Raw genomic sequence first — 18,033 nt, forward strand, 5'->3', positions numbered from 1 at the left:
AATCAATTTGCTTCATCATGAAGGATATTAAGCATGGTCTGCAATTTATCCTCGGTTTCCTTCCATTCTTTATGAAGCTGGGAACTCACAAGCAATCCTCCTCCTGCATAAAGAATGGTTTGATGCCGGGTCCATTCCATACAACGCAAATTTACATACAAATTCGTCTGATCGTTTTTAGAAAGCACTCCGACAAATCCGCTGTAATATTTTCTATTATAACCCTCGTTATCAACAATAAAACGGTAAGCCTTTTCTTTCGGAAATCCACACACGGCTGGTGTAGGATGGAGTTTTTTCAAAAGATCGCCTAAATGGTTATATTGGCTAAACTCAAAATCAAATGAGGTCTTCAGATGAATAACATTCCCGGCTTTGATGGTGTGTGTCTGGTTTTCATGCCATTCAATCTCCAGATCAGAAAAAAGTTCCTTTAAATAAGTAACCACCCACTGTTGCTCTTGTCTGTTTTTGGTGTCCCATCGTACCACTTTACCATCAATAGCAGCTGGTTTTGTGCCTGCTAATGCCACTGTATGAAAATGGGGAGCAACGCCGCTTAATAACATCTCAGGTGTGCTACCAAGCCAAAGGCCCGAAACTGGCGTATAACATAAATAAACAAAGGCATCAGGATAACGGTTACAAGCTTTCAGAAATGTTTCAGTCGGTTTGATATTTTCACTCCGGGATTCAACATGATAACGGGATAACACCAATTTATCCGCTTCCTTCAGGGTCAATGCTTGTAAAAACCGTTGAAAAGAAATCTCATAAGCTTTTTTCTCCGAATCGATTGCCTGGCAGGCTGATTCAGCAGAATGCGACTGAGGGAGCGCAACCCACCTCTTCATCGCATCTGATTGCAAAAAAGTCTCCATGTTTTTGATTCCGCTGATGATCACCTCCGGATGCAAAACCAGAACAGGATGCAAGGCATTACAATAAAACGGAGCCATCACAAAGCCTTCAACATCATTTAAAGCAGCATAATCATCTTGTTGTTCAATCTGATTCAGGAAGGACAACAACAGGGTAGGTTCCTCTGAGCCGGGCAGCCGATACAGTGCTATCCCCAATTCTTTCCCTATTAATTGATCAATAGTGTCAATATGTAGTTGCAAAAAATTCAAAGGAGAGGTTGTTTTACAATCAGATTAGTAACCCGGATGGTCGAAACTAACTTCCGGTCATCCGATAAAATATCAACATTCCACACATGGCTTTTCCGGCCATGGTGAATAAGAGAAGCAACGGCATGAACTGTTCCGGAACTCACGGAAGAAATATGACTTGCACTGACTTGCATACCCAGAGCAGTCTCATCCGATTCGCATATCCATTGAGAGCCAAATCCGGCTACTGTTTCTGCAAGCGCAATGGAAGCGCCTCCGTGTAAAATACCTATCGGTTGAATCGTCCGCGAATCCACGGGCATATCAGCTTCTACCTTATCATTCGATACAAACGTAAACTCAATGCCTAAACGATCCAACAAAGATCCCCGGCACATCTCATTTATCTGATTTAATGGGATATCATGATCTATCATAAACTTAATAATTCATTTTGGGAACACAAAGTTAAGCAAATATGACGCGGAATGGAGATTCTCAAATATCAAAAAACGTTGCAAACAGTATGTTGTCTGTTTGCAGAAAAGCCACCGGACACACCCCTAAAAACAAAAAACCTCTGTAATATAACAAATTACAGAGGAAATTCATAAGAGCGGTGAGGGGGGGATTCGAACCCCCGGTACGGTTACCCGTACGACAGTTTAGCAAACTGTTGGTTTAAGCCACTCACCCACCTCACCTTTCTTTACTCGTTGAGTAGCTTACTTCAAAAAGTGCTGCAAAAGTAAGTAATTATTTTTGCTTTTTCAAATTATCTTACTGAATATTGCAGAAAGCATTATCTAATTTTGTAACCTGTTTGATAGTCACGAAAATAATCGATTTATGAAAAGAAGAGCCACATTGCGGACATTTACTATTCGTCTTATTATCATCATATTGATAGCAGTCGGAGGCTATCAGCTCTATAATTATTTTCATTCCAATTTTGCCACATCCAACCACGAAACTACCTATCTGTATATACGGCCGGGAGATACTTTTACTGATGTTATCAATCAGTTAAAGAAAAAAGGGGTGGTCAGAAACATGCATTCATTCATTGAAGCAGCTAACCTGATCGGATATGAAAAACATATACACAGTGGGCGATATGCTATTACAGATGGAATGGACAACGAAACGCTACTTTATCATTTATCCAAACACATTCAGACTCCTGTTCATCTGACATTCAATAACATAAGGACAAAAGAACAGTTAGCGGGAAGATTAGGGGAACAATTGATGCTCGATTCTTTATCTATTCTTCAACACCTCAACGACACAGATTTTGATACACGCTTCGGATTTACACCGGCTACCATTGTGGCTATGTTTATCCCAAATACGTACGATATTTTATGGGATATTTCGATGCCTCAATTGATGAAACGAATGGAACATGAATATAAGGTTTTTTGGACACCCGAAAGGCTTGCCCAAGCTAAATCAGAGAATTTATCTCCGATTCAGGCAGTTACACTAGCATCTATTGTAGAAGAAGAAACTAACAGAGCACAAGACAAACCGATTATTGCCGGCTTGTACTTAAACCGATTAAAACGGAACATGCCCCTTCAATCGTGCCCAACTGTAAAATTTGCATTACAAGACTTTGCATTGCAGCGTATTACAGACAAAGACCTACAAGTACAATCCCCCTATAATACGTATCGGCATAAAGGATTGCCTCCGGGACCCATCCGCATTCCAAGCATTGAAAGCGTGGAAGCAGTTTTAAACTACACCCCCAATGATTATCTCTATATGTGCGCCAAAGAAACCTTAAACGGAGAGCATTATTTTGCTACAACATGGGCACAGCAAAAAAAGAACGCCGCAAGATATGCCGCTGCGTTAGACAAACGAGGAATTTACCAATAATTACGCCCAAGCAGAAAGAGAAAAATGCTTTAATTCATTTCGCAAAGCCTTGCAATCAGGCAATATGCGTTCTACATGAGTCCAAAATCGCTCACTATGATTATGTTCTATAGTATGGCAGAGTTCATGAACAATGACATAATCAATAAGATGAGAAGGGAGTAGCAGTAAATATAAGGAAAGGTTAATATTATTGACCGAAGAACAACTACCCCAACGCGTGGTGCTGGATTGAATTTTAAGAGATCTGTATTTCAATCCGCTTTGCATAGCCAATTGGAAGGTTTTCTCCGGTAACACCTGTTTAGCCGCCTTCCTAAGGAAATAAACAATCCCTTCCCGAATCACTTTTTGCACAGCAGGCGATTGGATTCCGCGTTGTCGCGGGTATTCAATTGTCAGCACATTATCTGCTAATTTAAAGAATATCTTCGGCTGGTCAGAAGCTACAACATGTGCTGTAAAAGTCAATGTCTTTAACGGATGACCTTCATCGATTATCTGATGTCCATTATCTCTCTTTTTCTGTTTAGTCAGAATTTGCGAACGATTTTTCTCAATCAATGATAGAGCTTCATTGTAAAAATCAGTGGATGGCATAGTTATCCTAAGCCCGTCATTTACCAATCGAATCGTAATATGTGTCGAACGGAAATGTGTCTTGAAATGAATACTTCCTAATTCAGGATCGTGCAGTGGCAACATTATACACAAAAATGACAAAACAGATAATATAAAAAACGCCGCATCATAACTGTGCGGCGTTCGAAATGCTTTGCTAAGAAGCAATAATTACTTTACTTCAGCTTTTTTTTCTGCTTTCTTTACTGCTTTTTTTACAGGAGCAGCTTTTTTCTCAGCTTTCTTAGCTACTTTTTTTACTTCTTTCTTTTCAGCTTTCTTAGCTACTTGTTCGGTTTTAGCTTTAACTTCTTTCTTCATTTCTTTTTTAGCTTCCTGAGCAAAAGCTGATGCGGAAACGATCATGGCTAAAGCCATCATAACAGTTACAACTTGTTTTTTCATAACGGATAAATTTTTAATTAGACGATGCAAAATTACGCCATGTTTCTAAGATCGCAAGAGGCGATTTGTATTTTTATCGCACCACAATGATTAAATATTCTTAAAGATATTTGTCATTATAATACATCTTATCCATATCATTGATATACTGAATATTAATCCAGAAAAGAAGCTTGTAATTTACATAAAAGATATCAGATTTTAAGATTTCAACATCGCATCAAAAATCATAGCAAATTCATATCAATAAAAATCTGACAAACCATATTCATCGAATTATTTAAAACATCTATTCAAGAAAACAATTAAGCATATATCTAATTTACAGAAAAATATAATTACATCAACATGGACCGATTTATCGGGTTTCTATTCCTCACACCACTTAATTCAATACTTGAAATAGATCAGGAACACACAATATCACTTGGCAAATCAAAAGAAAAAATGTAAGTTTGCAAGCACAAAAACAGCAAAATTGACATCAAAAGTCCATTTTTACCGACTATTTATTAATTCATTTATCTTCCCACAACTTCATCATGATTTGGAACGAACATGCAGAATGTATGAACAGGGAGCAACTTGTCAGGCTCCAAAGCGAACGATTACATTCGATGATTAATCGGTTGTATTATAACGTACCGTTTTATCGCAAAAAATTTCAGGAACAAGGTATCGGAGCCGATGACATTCAAAGCATTGATCAATTAAAATACCTGCCGTTAACCACTAAACAAGACTTACGTGATAATTACCCTTTTGGCCTTTTCTCCGTACCACAACAGGAAATCATAAGGCTCCATGCTTCGAGCGGTACTACAGGGAAACCGACTGTAGGTGGATACACGCGTCACGATCTTGAAATATGGTCAGAAGTGGTAGCCCGCAGTTTATACGCAGCAGGTGTTGACCATAATGACGTTGTGCATGTTTCATATGGATATGGTTTATTTACCGGAGGATTAGGAATTCATCAGGGAGCGCAAAAGATTGGCGCTACAGTGATCCCGGCTTCCGGAGGCAATACAAAGAAGCAATTACAAATCATGCATGATTTTGGATCAACGGTATTAGCCTGCACTCCTTCTTATGCACTTTATTTGGCTGACACCATGAAAGAAATCGGCATGGATCCTTCCGAACTAAAGTTGCGTCGTGGAATTTTTGGAGCAGAACCCTGGACGGAAGAGATGCGCAAAGAAATTGAGAACAAATTGCATCTTAAAGCATTAGATATATATGGATTGACAGAAATCATCGGCCCTGGAGTAGCGATGGAATGTGAACATCAGAATGGGCTTCATGTTTTTGAAGATCATTTCATCCCCGAAATTCTTGATCCGCAAACTTTGCAGCCGGTTCCTTATGGCGAAATTGGCGAGTTGGTCTTTACAACAATTACCAAAGAAGGAATGCCTCTGTTACGCTATCGCACACGGGACTTAACCTCCATGACAATTGAGACATGTAGTTGTGGACGCACAACCGCCCGTCTGCATAAATTTATGGGGCGTACTGATGACATGTTGATTATCAGGGGAGTAAACGTATTTCCTTCGCAGGTAGAATCTGTTTTATTGGAAATGAGCGAGACAGAACCTCATTACCAGCTCATTGTTGACAGAATGAACAATCTGGATGTATTGGAAATTTTAGTTGAGGTAAACGAAACGTTTTTCTCCGATGAGATACGCCAACTCGAAGCTTTAACGCACAAAATCAAAGCCAATATCGAAAGCACGCTGGGTATTAGCGCCAAAATCAAACTGGTAGAACCCAAAACGATTGAGCGTTCCGAAGGGAAAGCGAAACGTGTGATCGACAAACGACCTCACTAATAAACTCATTTATTCATTTCAAAATCAACGCTTATGCTTTTGCAACAATTATCGCTTTTTTTAGAAAACAAAAAGGGAAGACTTACAGAGGTTACGCGGGTACTTTCCGAGAATGGCATCAATATTGCAGCGTTTAGCATTGCTGACACTGCTGATTATGGTATACTCCGCATGATCGTTGACCAAACGGAAATAGCGCTTATCGCATTAAAAGAACAGGGATTTGCTGTTCATACCACACAGGTGGTTGGATTTGTCATTCCAAATGAGCCTGGAAATTTGTATCAGGCCTTACAACATCTTGATAGTATTGATATTGAGATAGAATATCTGTATGCATTTGCCCACAACGGAAATGCAGCAACTGTCATAAAAACAAACGACAACACCTTGGTTGCAAAAATCTTAGCCGAGTTTGGCTATCAACTATTGGGACAAGGAAGCCAACTCCATTCCTAAATTCAAGATCCACTTTGGTAACAGATTGATCATTAATTGAATAAGAGGTTTCCCCAGATTATGTAAAAACAAAAAAAAGTATTACCTTTGTGCAGCCTAAAAAAGGCATAAGTGTGATGGGAAAATTTAGCCACAAAAGCTTGAATCTCAACAGCTTTAATTTTGAGTAACACAAACAATTTTAACAATGAAAACTTTTCAATTAGGCGGTACTCTCCGCGAAGGGGTAGGCAAAAAGGCTACTAATGCAGTAAGAAACAACGGAAATATCCCTTGCGTTCTTTACGGTGGATCAACAAACATTACTTTTCAAGTCACTTCAGGAGATGTTCGTAAATTAGTTTACACACCTGAAATCTTTTTAGTCGAACTTACCATTGATGGCAAGCAATATTCGGCAATCATGAAAGATCTTCAGTTTCATCCTGTTTCTGACAAATTATTACACATTGACTTTTACGAAGTTTCTAATGAAAAACCTGTTGAAATAGCAGTGCCTGTACGTCTTGAAGGATTAGCCGAAGGGGTAAAAGCTGGAGGTAAATTACAACAAAATTTACGATTAATCAAGGTAAAAGGTTTGGTAAATCATATCCCGGAACAACTCAAAATCAATGTCGAAGATTTAGGCTTAGGAAAGACAATCCAGATTATTGATCTTTCATTCCCTAACTTGATTTTAACTACTCCGAAAACAGCAATTGTTGCCACTGTCAATGCAACACGTGCAACAAAGAAATAAAGATCACATAACGCCCAACGCGTTATTTACATTTTTGTTCTTGTGAAATATTTAATTGCAGGACTTGGAAATATTGGCGATGAATATCAAAATACACGCCACAACATAGGATTTAATGTATTGGACGCTTTTGCCGAAGCGTCCAATATTGTTTTTACGGATCGCCGATATGGAGCAATTGGCGAGATATCCCTCAAAGGGCATAAACTGATTTTACTCAAGCCTTCCACATACATGAACTTAAGTGGCAATGCCATTCGTTATTGGCTTGCACAAGAGCATATTCTCCAGGAAAATCTTTTAGTTGTAGTAGATGATATCGCTCTGCCTTTAGGCACTTTAAGGCTTAAACCAAAGGGAAGTGATGCGGGACACAATGGATTGAAACACATTGAATCTGTTCTCAATACACAAAATTATGCCCGCTTACGCTTTGGAATTGGCAACGATTTTGCTCGTGGAGCGCAGATAAATTTTGTTTTAGGAAAATGGAGTAACGATGATTGGAACGTGATCAAACCCAAGATTTCAATGGCCATTGAAATCATTAAAAGTTTCTGTCTAAGCGGAATACAAAACACGATGAATCAATATAATAATAAATAAGCATCCGTTGATTTTCGTTCTTTTAATCAAGAATACCGTTGATTCATCCCAATTTGCAGCTTTTTGTTATAGTTTTGCACTTAATTGAGATTTGAGAATGAACGACATGCACTACATGCAACGTTGTTTGCAATTGGCTAAAAATGGTATGGGGCGTGTAGCTCCCAATCCATTGGTAGGATCAGTTATTGTTTACAATGATCAGGTCATAGGCGAAGGCTACCACAGACATTATGGAGGTCCGCATGCTGAAGTTAATGCCATTGCAAGTGTAAAAAGCCCGGAACTTCTTTCAAAATCGACCATTTATGTAAATCTTGAACCATGCTCACATTATGGACAAACACCACCCTGTGCAGCATTAATTATTGAGAAGAAGATTCCCCGCGTCGTGATTGCCAATATTGACCCGAACCCTAAGGTAGCTGGGAAAGGCATAAACATGTTGAAAGATGCCGGAGTTGAAGTGCTCACAGGAATATTAGCGAAAGAAGGAGAATGGCTTAACAGACGCTTCTTTACGTACCAACGCGACAAGCGCCCTTTTGTTATATTGAAATGGGCTCAAAGCGCAGATGGATATTTAGACCGACCACGTGCAGACAATTGCAACATTCCGCCCGTACAACTTTCATCCGACTTTACAAAAATGTTGGTTCATAAAACCCGTACGGAAGAAACGGCAATCATGGTTGGGACTACCACCGCAATAAAAGATAATCCTAAATTGACTTCCCATCAATGGATTGGAAAAAATCCTTTACGGATTGTTGTCGATCGGCAATTGCGCATTCCACAAGATTATCATATTTTCGATCAGACTGTTCCTACAATTGTGTATACAGAGCAGGTTCAGGAAAATCGGCATAATGTGACCTTTGTTTCCATCACATTTGGAGAAAATGTTATCCGGCAAATCATGGATGATCTGTTTCGGAGACATGTTCTTTCTGTCATCGTAGAAGGCGGACAACAAATACTCCAGTCATTTATTCAGGCTGGTATTTGGGATGAAGCCCGTGTGGAAATTGCCTCAGTCTGGTTGAATGAAGGAGTAAAAGTTCCCTCATTACAAGGAAATATTATTGCAAAAGAGATCATTGATTCATCACAAATTCTTACGTTTGCCCCCATAAAAGAATAAACAATACAACTAAAACAGCATTCGTATGGCAACAAATGGTATTTTGGATTTTCCCGAACAGTTGGGACCTCAATCAGCAATCGACCTTTTATCCAAAATGATTGCCATCCCATCCATCAGTCGCGAAGAAAAAGCAGTAGCGGATTTTCTTGAAAAATGGATCGAAGAACATGGGTATGTCGCAAATCGTTCCGGCGATAATGTTTGGATGCTTTCGCCGGGATTCGATGCGTCAAAACCCACCATATTACTTAATTCACACATAGATACCGTAAAACCTAATAATGGATGGCAACGGAATCCTTTTCGGGCAGTTTTTGAAGGCGATCGCCTTTATGGATTAGGGAGCAACGACGCGGGAGCTTCAGTTGTAAGTTTATTGCATGCCTATCTTCACCTTATAGAAAAGAATCAACCCTATAATTTGATTTTTGCAGCAACGGCAGAAGAAGAAATTTCAGGAGACAATGGGATTGCAAAACTGCTACCCATTCTTCCTCCCGTTCATTTTGCTATTGTTGGGGAACCAACCGAGATGAACGCTGCCATTGCAGAGAAAGGATTACTTGTCCTCGATTGTACTGTTACCGGACAATCCGGGCATGCCGCCCATGCCATTGGAGACAATGCCATCTACAAAGCAATCCCTGAAATAGAATGGTTTCGATCACATCGTTTCGAAAAAACATCCCAATGGCTGGGAGAGGTCAAAATGACCGTTACCATGATCCAGGCCGGCACGCAACATAATGTCATTCCCGATCGATGTACGTTTGTAGTTGACGTCCGCAGTAATGAGCGCTATACAAATCAGGGATTATTGGAAGAAATCAGAAACTCCGTCTCATGCGAAGTAAATCCCCGCTCTTTAAAACTTGGCTCATCCCACATTGATATACTCCATCCGGCTGTTCAACGATCTATCAGGATAGGACGGACTTGTTACGGATCGCCTACATTATCGGATATGACAAAAATGAATTTTCCCGCTCTCAAGATCGGCCCGGGAAAATCATCCCGTTCACATCAAGCAGACGAATTTATCCAACGCTCAGAAATAGAAGAAGCTATTGCAATTTACATACAGCTTCTAGACCAATTGGTTATCAAATAAATTGTCGTTGCTAAATTGTCCTCTATACACAAGAGTTATACTCAAATTTTGCTCTCTTGAGTGAACAGCTCCAATCTGAGATATTCAGTAATTTTTTTACCCTGTAAATTTTTCCCATAACGAATTACAGGAGGATCAATCAAAATACCGGAAAATAGCAGCTATATTCTCCGGGCTGTTATTCTTAACATCTTGAATGATGTTTCCTTTCTCCATTAAAAGAATACGCGATGAGACATCGCTTACATAATTCAAATTATGGCTGGATAGTATGATCGTTGTTCCACATTGGGCATTCAACGATTGAAGCAAATGTTTCGTCTCAATTTGCGAGGAAGGATCGAGGAAATTAAAAGGCTCGTCCAGAATTAAGATTTCAGGATGTATCATCGCGGCTATAATCCCTATTTTCTGCCTGTTCTCTGATGAAAAGTGACGGATATATTTCTTCTCATTGCTGTCCCATTAAAATCTAAGGAAGCTCTTTGAAACATTTGAAATATTTGAAATTTAGTTCATTACTGGGTTTTTTCGATTAAACGGATTTCAGTTTGCACTTTTGCAATACTTAAACAGATTTGCAAATGCATAAGGAAAAATACGTTTTCGCCCAGTTAGCCTCTTTCTTGGATCGGAATAAGTTCAACTGCATTGTTCGCAAGTTCGATGGTGACAAATATGTAAAGCATTTCACGTGCTGGAATCAACTGCTTGCTCTGATGTTCGGACAACTGTCCAACCGAGAAAGTCTGAGAGATTTGATCGTCGCACTTGATGCTCATCACTCCAAATCTTACCATTTGGGTTTTGGCAAAAATGTTTCAAAATCATCTCTGGCAAGAGCCAATCAAGACAGAGATTATCACATTTTTGAAGAGTATGCTTACTACCTGATAACACAAGCCAGAGAGAAACGAGTTTCTGATATCTTCCAACTTGGTGGTAATGTCTACGCTTTCGATTCAACAACGATTGACTTGCGCCTTTCCGTATTCTGGTGGGCGAAGTTTCGCAAGAAAAAAGGCGGAATCAAAGTGCATACATTGTATGATGTAGAAACACAGGTCCAGCTTTCTTTCATATTACCGAGGCGTCGGTACATGACTCAAAGGCAATGAAAGAAATTCCGTATGAATCAGGATCATATTATATATTTGACAGAGCATACAACAGCTTCAAAATGCTGTATAAGATTCATCAGATAGAAGCTTTCTTTGTTGTTAGAGCCAAGAAGAACCTGCAATACAAATCCATCAAATGGAGACGCAGAGTACCGAAAAATGTGCTTTCAGATGTGATGATTGAATTGACGGGATTTTATCCAAGTCAATACTATCCGGGAACTCTTCGTTTGGTCAGATACTGGGATGAAGAACAAGAACGTGAGTTTGTTTTCTTAACCAATGCGATGCATATTTCAGCTCTTCATGTTGCCGAACTTTACAAGAACCGCTGGCAAATCGAGCTGTTCTTCAAATGGTTGAAACAACATCTGAAAATAAAGAAATTCTGGGGTACAACTGAAAACGCAGTTCGGATTCAAATCTACGTGGCTATATGTACTTACTGTCTGGTTGCAATTGTCCAAAAAGACATACAACTTGATAGAAGTACCTATGAGGTCTTGCAGATATTGAGTATGTCATTAACTGATAAAACTCATCTTCGGGACCTCTTCGAGAGAACTAAATTTCAAAATGACAAAGATCGTTTTAGGCTTAATGAGCCAAGTTTGTTTGATTGTAATACGTCCCAAGTTTAATGGGACAATAATGATAAAAAGAATAACAACACCATCAAATAAGCGATGGAATGCACCTTAGTTTTATAAATATTCAAAAACAAACAACTAACATACTGTTATTTATCTCAAAATTAGCAAGCCGGATATCTTAGTAAAAAAAGTATGACAGTGGAATCGGCTATTTTGGAGCATCAAAAACAGGAGAAAAACTCGTGAAAATTGCAGGATAAAAACCAAACTAATTGAATGGCTTTGAGGTGTAAAGTTTATAGGGAAACAACAAACGAAAAACAAAGGTCTAAAGTCTAAAACGAAGAATTCTTTAATCATTGACAGCTAATCGCTATATGTTGATTTCCATTGTCAACTGTCCATTGTCAATTAAATCGGTTACTCTGTTATTCTGTTATTTGATTCCTGCCGAACTTCCCAGTTTCATCGTCAATTTTCGGAGGAATATTGCATAATCGGGAAGTAAGCATTCTCACAAAAAAAGCGTACCGCCACATCCCTGTTTTGGTACGCTTCGGGAGTTTTTTCACAATCTTCCTTATAACCCATTAGCAATGTCTACACATAACAAGATTGTTCAAAATTAAAAAACTCCGTTTTTACGGGTTTGATATTTCAATATTGGATAGTTTCTGATTATATGTTTTAACTAGCTGTAATGTGGATTGATCCTTACTGAACACAGAGTTTAAGCCTTGTTGTTCCATGGGAGGATCACCGGTAAATTCATCTCCTTTTCGCCATTGATATTTGTCATTGGAAGCTTTTCCTTCGCCACCAAATGCCCATAAGTTAATCCCTTGTATCGTTGGACATTTCAGCATTATATCAAACAATGCCTTAAAATATTCGTTCCGGTATGTCGCAGGAGTTGCAGGATTAAAACTTTGCGTATCCCGAGGGAAACCTATTTCTTCAATTACCAGCGGTTTATGAATTTCCTGTGCAATTTTAGCATGTTCGCGGACATACTGCTTCATGTTAGCCATTGTTTTTACATAAGTTGAATCAAAATGATCAAAATTGATCCATCCCCAATTTTTAGCCCATACATGAATCGTTGCATAATCAATATCGGGACTTTCGTGAATGACCTTCCACAAATTGATATCATTTTCCGTCCCCATCTCTCCTTCCGTGCCGGTTGTCACCAAATGATTATGATCCACTGATTTTATGTATTTTGATTCAGAATAGATCCAGTTCTTGTAAACAGTTTTATTCCCTACTCCATCCGGGCGCGGTTCGTTGGCAAGCTCCCAAGCCATGATGGTCGGGTCATTTCGATAAGCCACATGCGTATATTCATTCACATGATTAACAATAAAATGAATATGCGCATTAAAAAGCTTCTGGCACTCTTCACAACCATAAAACTGACTTATGAAATGTTCAAATTTATTCCATCCGGCAACTTCAGGATATTCCATTGGGACATTCTTTGTCCAGGCAAGATATTGGGCAAATCCACCTGTCCATTCCCAATTGTTGTTCAGAAATAATACAACAGTCATGTGTCTCTTAGCCAAAGCAGCTAAAAAATAATCAAGACCGGCTAAAACATTTTTATCATAAGCACCCGGCGTCTTTTGTAAAGCATCTGGCAATTGGGCAATATTCGTTGAAACGCCATCAACCCCCACCATAGCACGCACATTAGTTACGCCATCTTGCTTCAATTGATCCAGTTCGCGTTCCATTCGTGCCCGATCGCCTCCTTTTGGAACAGCAATCAAAGGACCATACCAATAATTAACCCCGATAAAACGATATGGAATCCCGTTCCGCATCAATTCTCCATGCCGGATGCTAACAAAGTCATTTCCGGAAGCCATAGCCATTATTGGAATAAACAAAAAAATAATCTGCAATAATTTACGCATAATCAAACCGTTTCATTACCAGCGATCCGTTCTGAAAGGAACTAACGGCAATCCATTCGTATCAAACAGATTAGGGACAGCAGCATTTGTAAAACAATAACGTACAGCCACCGGATCTTTCACATAAGGAGATGTCACTACAATCGAACCATTTTTCTCCAATTTGGCTTGCGCATTATAAAATACCTTATCCGCCCCTGCAATCTGAAAACTTTGGATGGTTTTACCTTTCACAGAAAGTTTCCCATAGGAAGCAATGGTTAGAATAGCTTTGTGTTTGTCAATCTTCATCGTAGCAAGATGAGGTTGATAGGGAAGAAGCCCATAGCCTTCGTACATTTCTTTGATTACCAGATTCGCCAGACGATTTGCTACTGCTTGTTTCAGTTTTGGATGGATATTGGTCGTATCGTTCACCAGATCACCTATCGTAATCATCCCTGTTTTTGGGAGAGTTAGTGCAGTCGCCTGCTGTTCTCTCAACAATGCCCCGTTGATGCCCGGATAACCGTTAAATGGAGCTATTTGTACATAATAGAACGGGAAAATATCATGAAACGCTTTCCGCCAATTTGTAATAAGAGCCTTAAACAAATCCCCATAATAAAGCGGACGCTCGGTATTGTTTTCTCCCTGATACCAGATAGTACCGGCAATCGTATAATTGATAATCGGGTGAATCATGGCATTATAAATTGTCGAATAAGCCACCGGAGCCCAACTGACAGGCGATATATCTTCTGCCATTCGACGCAATGTTGTATCGCGGAATGCCTGGCGGGGCGTCCATGCCTGAACACAGGTTCCTCCCCAATAAGAACCAATCAAACCGACAGGTTGATGAAGATGGTCGAACAAATCCTTTCCAAAGAAATATCCGATGAGGCTAAAACTCTTCATGGTAGTCGAATCACAGATTTCCCATTTTCCCTGGCAATCTTCATCCGGATAATCCCCAAAGTTTCTTTCTAATTCAAAAAACCGAATCGAATTATTCTTACACGTTTGCAATACATTCCCTGCATCCAGATCGCCCCAGGTATAATTAAACTGCATATTGGATTGTCCTGAACAAAGCCATGTCTGCCCCATTAAAAGATCACTGATCACAATCCGTTGCCGTCCATTGATAAATGTAATCGAATATGGGCCTCCTGCTGTTTGCGGGGTATTAACTGATGTCTCCCAAGAACAATCTTTAGCCGGCATCACCGAGATAGTATCACTCGGACTCCAGCTACAAATAATCTTTACCGGAATAGTGCAGGATCCCCAGCCCCATAATTTCTCCTTGGCATTAGCTTGCATCACTGCATGATCACTTAAAATAGCTGGTAACCGCAACTGAGCCTGTGCTACTGCCAGCATAGGAAAAACAAGCAAAGCAATAAATAATACTTTTTTCATTGTTAAATCTATTTAGTTAGTTCAAATATAAAGGTAGCACAATTAAATAACTACAAATCAATAATATATAAATACAATCATCCTTCCCCTTGTGAGTTTCTAAATATACACTATTTTGTTTGAATTGCAGACTGTATCTCAGGATATGACTTACAAGGTTTTGTCTGGATCATAATCTTTGCTGTTGATAGGTCATCGGATGTTGCCGACAAAGTTAAAGTTCCAGGCGTCTTGCCTGACTGTACAATCACTTGCGCCAAGCCGTTAAATGCTTTTCGCCGCCATGTTGAAGCCGGCGTACATACCTGAATAGTACCCGGATCAGTATTCAAATTTTCATACTGATACTTTTTCTCTAAAGGAATTGCCACAACCGTATAGATGTTTTTTCCCTTATGAAGAATCGCATGATTAATCTCATAGCGTACAACCGGATCATTCCTTTTTATATGGCTAGCGATAAGATGCCCGTTGATATAAACATTCTCTGTTTCTCCAAGACTTTTTGGCCACAAAGCAATGGTTGTATTTGATTCATACGAAGACAAATAAAATTGACCACAAATAATGCATGCTTTGAGAGAGTCGTGCGGCTGTACGTTGTAGTCACCCTGAGCCGTAGTCAATGAAGGCCAATATCGATCATTCCAAGTCTTGATAGCATCAGGATAATCTTGTTGTGATTTAACTAATTGGAATGTAAGGCTGTCGATGGCCACCATCTGATTGTTTTCAACAAACCGGTCTTTTTCGTGTGAAGAAGGATCTCCATTGCCAACGCCAATAATTTTACCCGGCCCGGCCAGATGAAAATAGATTTCATTATCAGCATCAGGTACGAATCGGGCTTTTGCATCATTCATCCGAACCGTAATTACTGAGACATCCGCTCCATCGGCTTTAATGACAGACCGATCCGGAATAAGCTGAATAGCCGCCGGAGGTCCGGACGTTTGTACACTGTCGGCAATAATTTGTTTTCCATTTTTAAACCCAAGCGCTAACAAAGTCCCCCGTTCATACGGGACTTGCCATTCCAGATGTGAATTTACAGGCATTATTTTACTCCCCAAACTCTTATGATTCAGAAACAGTTCTACCGAATCACAGTTGCTGTAGGCAATGACCTGAATCGACGTACCTTCTTTCACATTCCAATTCCAATAAGGAGAAATATGTAAAACAGGTTGTTTTCCCCACCACGATTTTAGATAATAAAAAATATCTTTGGGAAATCCACACATATCCAAAATACCAAATTGCGAAGAGACCTGAGGCCAGCCATAGGGAGTAGGTTCTCCCCGGTAATCAAATCCCGTCCAATAGCATAAACCAGCCAGGAAAGGCCGTGCAGCATAAAATTTCCATCCTGATTCTGTTCCGACATTTTGCGGCATCCGGTTTGTCGGTGCCATATGTGCTGTTGAATCATTCGTAATATAAACGCCCCGTGTCCCAATCGTATTGCTTTCTTCCGTTCCAATGCCCGACTGCCATGGAAATTTAGCATGATGTTCGTCTATATTGCCTTGTACAATATAATTGTAACCCATTACCTGAGTGACCATTCCAATCCCATTATCCCAGCCGCCGCTTACAGCAGCGGTAAAAGCCCGTGAAGAATCCAATCGTCCTGCATAGTCCTGCATGGTTCTGATAACTCGGGCTCCCTTTATATTACCCTCAATAGCCCATTCTTCATTACCTAATGACCAGAGAAATACACAAGGATGATTGCGATCATGGCAGATCATCTCCCTTAGTTGATGAAGTTGTTGTGGATTCGTCCCTACTTCCCTGTTTTCGTCAATCACAAGCATTCCCAAACTGTCACAAGCATTCAATAAAGCCGGTGAAGGAGGGTTATGGGAACAACGAATGGCATTATCACCCATCTCTTTTAATCGTTTGATTCGGAAAACCTGCATGGCATCTGGAACTGCAATGCCTACCCCGGCAGCATCCTGATGGTTGTTGGTTCCTTTAATCTCTAAACGCTTGCCATTGAGAAAGAATCCCTTATCCGGGTCAAATCTCACAGTGCGTATCCCAAATGTTGTTGTGTAACGATCTGTAAGTGTATCATCCGAGACAACCTTTGTAATCAGCTTGTACAGATAAGGAGAATTAACATCCCACAATTCAGGGTTTTTGACGGGTAAAACACAATAAAATTCTTTATGTTCACCAGGTTTTAAATTCAGGTTAGCAATTTTTCTTGTTGCAATGAGATTGCTTTTAGCATCAATGATCGTCTGGCTGATTTCAAACACACTCTTCTTCCGTCCATCGTTTGCAAGTGTAGCCCGCGCCATAACATCGGCAGAATGATTTTTAGTAAGGGTAGAGGTAATAAAAGTACCATATTGAGCCACGTGCAGGGGTGACGTGATATCCAACCAGACATGGCGATAAATACCTGCCCCCTCATAAAACCAACCCTCTTCCCTGGTTGCATTCACACGAACCACAACCACATTGTTCCCATCATAATTGAGATAATCGGTAATATCATAGGTAAAAGGTAAATATCCGGAACTATGATGCCCAAGATAAAAGCCATTTACAAATACCTTTGCATCACGGAAAACTCCATCGAACTGGATAGAAATACGTTTGCCAAGATCAGTTTCCGGGATAAAAAAAGTTTTGCGATACCATCCTATGCTGGTTTCCGGAAAACCTCTCCCAACTGTTTTGTACCCATGGCTTGAGCTTGCCTTAGGACTAAAAGGCATTTCTACTGCCCAGTCATGCGGAAGATTTAATAACCGCCAGCAACGGTCATCAAAACCAGAAGATGCAGGCCCATCTCCATAGCCGGCTTTGGCCAGATATGAAAAATAACCTGTTCCAAAATTGAAATCTTTCTTTGCATCTATGGCATTCCCAAATGCAAATCGCCAACCAAAGTCCATAAGCAAATGCTCCCTAATAGAAGAGGATTTGCCTTCTTTTGCCTGGTTTTTCCCAAAGGAAGCTGTTGCCAAAAACAACATACCCACAAAGCAGACAATGCCTTTGAACGAGTGGATTTTATACATCATATA

General features: G+C 39.8%; 16 protein-coding genes, 1 tRNA gene and 1 pseudogene. 9 read left to right on the forward strand and 9 right to left on the reverse strand.

The features are described 5' to 3' along the window. Window positions 1-2: 2 nt before the first annotated feature. The 3 genes from FHX64_RS09005 to FHX64_RS09015 all read right to left on the reverse strand — a co-directional run bounded on the left by FHX64_RS09005 (window position 3) and on the right by FHX64_RS09015 (window position 1,819). Window positions 3-1,133, reverse strand: a complete 1,131-nt coding sequence (locus tag FHX64_RS09005; RefSeq protein ID WP_183413439.1) for an isochorismate synthase — start codon at window positions 1,131-1,133, stop codon at window positions 3-5. Then, entirely contained in the window at window positions 1,130-1,552 is a 423-nt protein-coding gene (locus FHX64_RS09010) for a PaaI family thioesterase (RefSeq protein ID WP_183413440.1), read from the reverse strand. The genes FHX64_RS09005 and FHX64_RS09010 overlap by 4 nt, the downstream gene beginning before the upstream one ends. Before the next feature lie 180 nt (window positions 1,553-1,732). Continuing rightward, a tRNA-Ser gene (locus FHX64_RS09015) sits at window positions 1,733-1,819 on the reverse strand. A gap of 145 nt (window positions 1,820-1,964) precedes the next feature. On the opposite strand from FHX64_RS09015, the gene mltG reads away from it, so the two are divergent. Beyond that, window positions 1,965-3,005 carry an endolytic transglycosylase MltG gene (mltG, locus tag FHX64_RS09020; protein WP_183413441.1) on the forward strand — a complete coding sequence of 347 codons (1,041 nt, stop codon included), beginning with the start codon at window positions 1,965-1,967 and terminating at the stop codon, window positions 3,003-3,005. Here mltG and FHX64_RS09025 read toward each other — a convergent pair whose 3' ends face one another. Both FHX64_RS09025 and FHX64_RS09030 read right to left on the reverse strand, forming a co-directional pair. Next, complete coding sequence (locus tag FHX64_RS09025) at window positions 3,006-3,710, reverse strand: M48 family metallopeptidase (RefSeq protein ID WP_183413442.1); 705 nt, start codon at window positions 3,708-3,710, stop codon at window positions 3,006-3,008. It abuts the gene before it with no gap. A gap of 87 nt (window positions 3,711-3,797) precedes the next feature. Beyond that, window positions 3,798-4,031, reverse strand: coding sequence for a hypothetical protein (locus tag FHX64_RS09030; RefSeq protein ID WP_183413443.1), 234 nt, complete (start codon window positions 4,029-4,031; stop codon window positions 3,798-3,800). 542 nt (window positions 4,032-4,573) lie between these two features. On the opposite strand from FHX64_RS09030, the gene FHX64_RS09035 reads away from it, so the two are divergent. The 6 genes from FHX64_RS09035 to FHX64_RS09060 all read left to right on the forward strand — a co-directional run bounded on the left by FHX64_RS09035 (window position 4,574) and on the right by FHX64_RS09060 (window position 9,937). Next, the gene (locus FHX64_RS09035) at window positions 4,574-5,872 is read left to right on the forward strand and encodes a phenylacetate--CoA ligase family protein (RefSeq protein ID WP_183413444.1); all 1,299 of its coding nucleotides are present in this window, start codon (window positions 4,574-4,576) and stop codon (window positions 5,870-5,872) included. Window positions 5,873-5,905: 33 nt separating this feature from the next. After that, entirely contained in the window at window positions 5,906-6,331 is a 426-nt protein-coding gene (locus FHX64_RS09040; protein ID WP_183413445.1) for an ACT domain-containing protein, read from the forward strand. Window positions 6,332-6,518: 187 nt separating this feature from the next. After that, the gene (locus tag FHX64_RS09045; RefSeq protein WP_183413446.1) at window positions 6,519-7,073 is read left to right on the forward strand and encodes a 50S ribosomal protein L25/general stress protein Ctc; all 555 of its coding nucleotides are present in this window, start codon (window positions 6,519-6,521) and stop codon (window positions 7,071-7,073) included. 42 nt (window positions 7,074-7,115) lie between these two features. Next, a complete protein-coding gene (gene pth, locus FHX64_RS09050) occupies window positions 7,116-7,679 on the forward strand; it encodes an aminoacyl-tRNA hydrolase (protein ID WP_183413447.1) in 564 nt (187 codons plus the stop codon). A gap of 97 nt (window positions 7,680-7,776) precedes the next feature. Next, a complete protein-coding gene (ribD, locus tag FHX64_RS09055; protein ID WP_221202174.1) occupies window positions 7,777-8,823 on the forward strand; it encodes a bifunctional diaminohydroxyphosphoribosylaminopyrimidine deaminase/5-amino-6-(5-phosphoribosylamino)uracil reductase RibD in 1,047 nt (348 codons plus the stop codon). A gap of 25 nt (window positions 8,824-8,848) precedes the next feature. Beyond that, window positions 8,849-9,937 (forward strand): M20 family metallo-hydrolase, encoded by a 1,089-nt coding sequence (locus tag FHX64_RS09060; protein ID WP_183413448.1) that lies wholly within the window; start codon window positions 8,849-8,851, stop codon window positions 9,935-9,937. Between the two features lie 135 nt (window positions 9,938-10,072). On the opposite strand, the gene FHX64_RS09065 is transcribed toward FHX64_RS09060, so the two are convergent. Then, a complete protein-coding gene (locus FHX64_RS09065) occupies window positions 10,073-10,327 on the reverse strand; it encodes an ATP-binding cassette domain-containing protein (RefSeq protein ID WP_183413449.1) in 255 nt (84 codons plus the stop codon). A gap of 194 nt (window positions 10,328-10,521) precedes the next feature. Between FHX64_RS09065 and FHX64_RS14465 the strand changes: the two genes are divergently transcribed. Beyond that, window positions 10,522-11,055, forward strand: coding sequence for a DUF4372 domain-containing protein (locus tag FHX64_RS14465; RefSeq protein WP_425487954.1), 534 nt, complete (start codon window positions 10,522-10,524; stop codon window positions 11,053-11,055). Then, window positions 11,055-11,699 (forward strand): annotated as a pseudogene (locus FHX64_RS09075) (IS4 family transposase); the annotation flags it as partial. The gene FHX64_RS14465 and the pseudogene FHX64_RS09075, both read left to right, overlap by 1 nt. Window positions 11,700-12,292: 593 nt before the next feature. On the opposite strand, the gene FHX64_RS09080 reads toward FHX64_RS09075, so the two are convergent. The 3 genes from FHX64_RS09080 to galA form a co-directional block, all read right to left on the reverse strand. Further along, window positions 12,293-13,576, reverse strand: a complete 1,284-nt coding sequence (locus FHX64_RS09080) for a glycoside hydrolase 5 family protein (protein WP_183413450.1) — start codon at window positions 13,574-13,576, stop codon at window positions 12,293-12,295. 15 nt (window positions 13,577-13,591) lie between these two features. Next, on the reverse strand, window positions 13,592-14,983 hold the full coding sequence (locus tag FHX64_RS09085) for a sialate O-acetylesterase (RefSeq protein ID WP_183413451.1): 1,392 nt from the start codon (window positions 14,981-14,983) through the stop codon (window positions 13,592-13,594). A gap of 110 nt (window positions 14,984-15,093) precedes the next feature. Then, window positions 15,094-18,030 carry a beta-galactosidase GalA gene (gene galA, locus FHX64_RS09090; protein WP_246392360.1) on the reverse strand — a complete coding sequence of 979 codons (2,937 nt, stop codon included), beginning with the start codon at window positions 18,028-18,030 and terminating at the stop codon, window positions 15,094-15,096. Between the last annotated feature and the right edge of the window lie 3 nt (window positions 18,031-18,033).

Source organism: Microbacter margulisiae (genome assembly GCF_014192515.1).
GTDB classification, from domain to species: Bacteria; Bacteroidota; Bacteroidia; order Bacteroidales; family Paludibacteraceae; genus Microbacter; species Microbacter margulisiae.

Excerpts from the sequence above, each read along its gene's own strand:
- FHX64_RS09010 (WP_183413440.1), bottom strand. The coding sequence starts at position 1,552 with ATGATAGATCATGATATCCCATTAAATCAGATAAATGAGATGTGCCGG.
- mltG (WP_183413441.1), top strand. The coding sequence starts at position 1,965 with ATGAAAAGAAGAGCCACATTGCGGACATTTACTATTCGTCTTATTATC.
- FHX64_RS09025 (WP_183413442.1), bottom strand. The coding sequence starts at position 3,710 with ATGTTGCCACTGCACGATCCTGAATTAGGAAGTATTCATTTCAAGACA.
- FHX64_RS09030 (WP_183413443.1), bottom strand. The coding sequence starts at position 4,031 with ATGAAAAAACAAGTTGTAACTGTTATGATGGCTTTAGCCATGATCGTT.
- FHX64_RS09035 (WP_183413444.1), top strand. The coding sequence starts at position 4,574 with ATGATTTGGAACGAACATGCAGAATGTATGAACAGGGAGCAACTTGTC.
- FHX64_RS09040 (WP_183413445.1), top strand. The coding sequence starts at position 5,906 with ATGCTTTTGCAACAATTATCGCTTTTTTTAGAAAACAAAAAGGGAAGA.
- FHX64_RS09045 (WP_183413446.1), top strand. The coding sequence starts at position 6,519 with ATGAAAACTTTTCAATTAGGCGGTACTCTCCGCGAAGGGGTAGGCAAA.
- ribD (WP_221202174.1), top strand. The coding sequence starts at position 7,777 with ATGAACGACATGCACTACATGCAACGTTGTTTGCAATTGGCTAAAAAT.
- FHX64_RS09060 (WP_183413448.1), top strand. The coding sequence starts at position 8,849 with ATGGCAACAAATGGTATTTTGGATTTTCCCGAACAGTTGGGACCTCAA.
- FHX64_RS09065 (WP_183413449.1), bottom strand. The coding sequence starts at position 10,327 with ATGATACATCCTGAAATCTTAATTCTGGACGAGCCTTTTAATTTCCTC.
- FHX64_RS14465 (WP_425487954.1), top strand. The coding sequence starts at position 10,522 with ATGCATAAGGAAAAATACGTTTTCGCCCAGTTAGCCTCTTTCTTGGAT.
- FHX64_RS09080 (WP_183413450.1), bottom strand. The coding sequence starts at position 13,576 with ATGCGTAAATTATTGCAGATTATTTTTTTGTTTATTCCAATAATGGCT.
- FHX64_RS09085 (WP_183413451.1), bottom strand. The coding sequence starts at position 14,983 with ATGAAAAAAGTATTATTTATTGCTTTGCTTGTTTTTCCTATGCTGGCA.
- galA (WP_246392360.1), bottom strand. The coding sequence starts at position 18,030 with ATGATGTATAAAATCCACTCGTTCAAAGGCATTGTCTGCTTTGTGGGT.